This is a genomic window from Brevundimonas sp. (genome assembly GCF_018608325.1).
Lineage (GTDB): Bacteria > Pseudomonadota > Alphaproteobacteria > Caulobacterales > Caulobacteraceae > Brevundimonas.
The window spans coordinates 1,616-2,582 of the sequence record NZ_JABAZW010000148.1 but is presented as its reverse complement, the minus strand read 5'-3'; the positions used below and the strand labels follow the sequence as shown (position 1 = coordinate 2,582).

At 68.9% G+C, this 967-nt stretch carries 2 protein-coding genes; both read right to left on the bottom strand.

Translation table 11 applies throughout. The features are described from left to right. Positions 1-122: 122 nt before the first annotated feature. The gene (locus QZ281_RS14725; protein ID WP_292229622.1) at positions 123-689 is read right to left on the bottom strand and encodes an FKBP-type peptidyl-prolyl cis-trans isomerase; all 567 of its coding nucleotides are present in this window, start codon (positions 687-689) and stop codon (positions 123-125) included. Between the two features lie 9 nt (positions 690-698). Continuing rightward, on the bottom strand, positions 699-967 hold a 269-nt coding region (locus tag QZ281_RS14720), incomplete at its 5' end, for a prolyl oligopeptidase family serine peptidase (RefSeq protein WP_292229620.1).

Sequence of the window (967 nt, the reverse complement as noted above, 5' to 3'; positions counted from 1 at the left end):
CCGCGACGCTGGTGCAGGCGGCGGCGCGCATGGCGGCGGGACGGATGATCTTCATTTCACGCTCTACGGATACTCAGGGGAAGGTGCGACCCTCTGCCGCAGGGGCGCCGTCGTCAAGCCCGTCAGGCGGCGGGTTTGACTTCCAGCAGTTCAACGCTGAACCGCAGGGTGGAGTTGGGCGGAAGCTCGCCGCCGCCGACCCAGCGCGAGCCGTAGCCCAGTGAGGCGGGGATCACGAACTCATAGATTTCGCCGACGTGCATCAGGGCGACGCCCTCGGTCCAGCCCTTGATGACGCGGTTCAGAGGGAACTCTGCCGGTTCATTGCGGGAATAGGAGCTGTCGAACTCGCGCCCGTCGATGAAGGTCCCGCGATAGTGAACCTTGACCGTATCGGTCGCCGTAGGTTGGGCGCTTCTCGGGTGCGCCTTGCCGACGCGGCGGTACTGCAGGCCGCTTTCGGTCGTGGTCCAGCCGCGTCGGGCGCCGTTCCAGTCCAGATAGGCGATATTGCCCGCATCCCAGACCTCCTGCGGCGACAGCGACGCCTGACCCTCGACCTGAGCAGCGGCGCGCGCGGCGGCGGCGGCCGTCTCGGCATAGGTGACCGGCTCACGCTTGGTCGCGCAGGCGGACAGGGCGCCGGAAAGGGCGACGGCGGCGATCAGGGGCAGGGCGATGCGATTCATAATGCTACGCTAGGATGCGGCGGGTTCGTCGTCCAGTCGGTGCGCCGCCAGAGCCGCCGCGACACGGGACTGGAATTCCGGCTGGGCGCCGACATCGCCGTGCCCGGCGTCCGGGAAGACCAGGCGATCGACGGTGACGCCCTCGGCCTTGAGATCGCGCACAAGCTTCTGGCTGAGGGCGGGCGGCAGGGTGGTGTCGTGGGTCGCCTCCAGCACCACGACCGGGCCGCGATAGCCCTTGAGCGCGGCGGGCAAGTCCACGGCGGCCAGATTGGGGG

Coding starts and splice junctions, on each gene's coding strand:
- QZ281_RS14725 (WP_292229622.1), bottom strand. CDS start 689: ATGAATCGCATCGCCCTGCCCCTGATCGCCGCCGTCGCCCTTTCCGGC.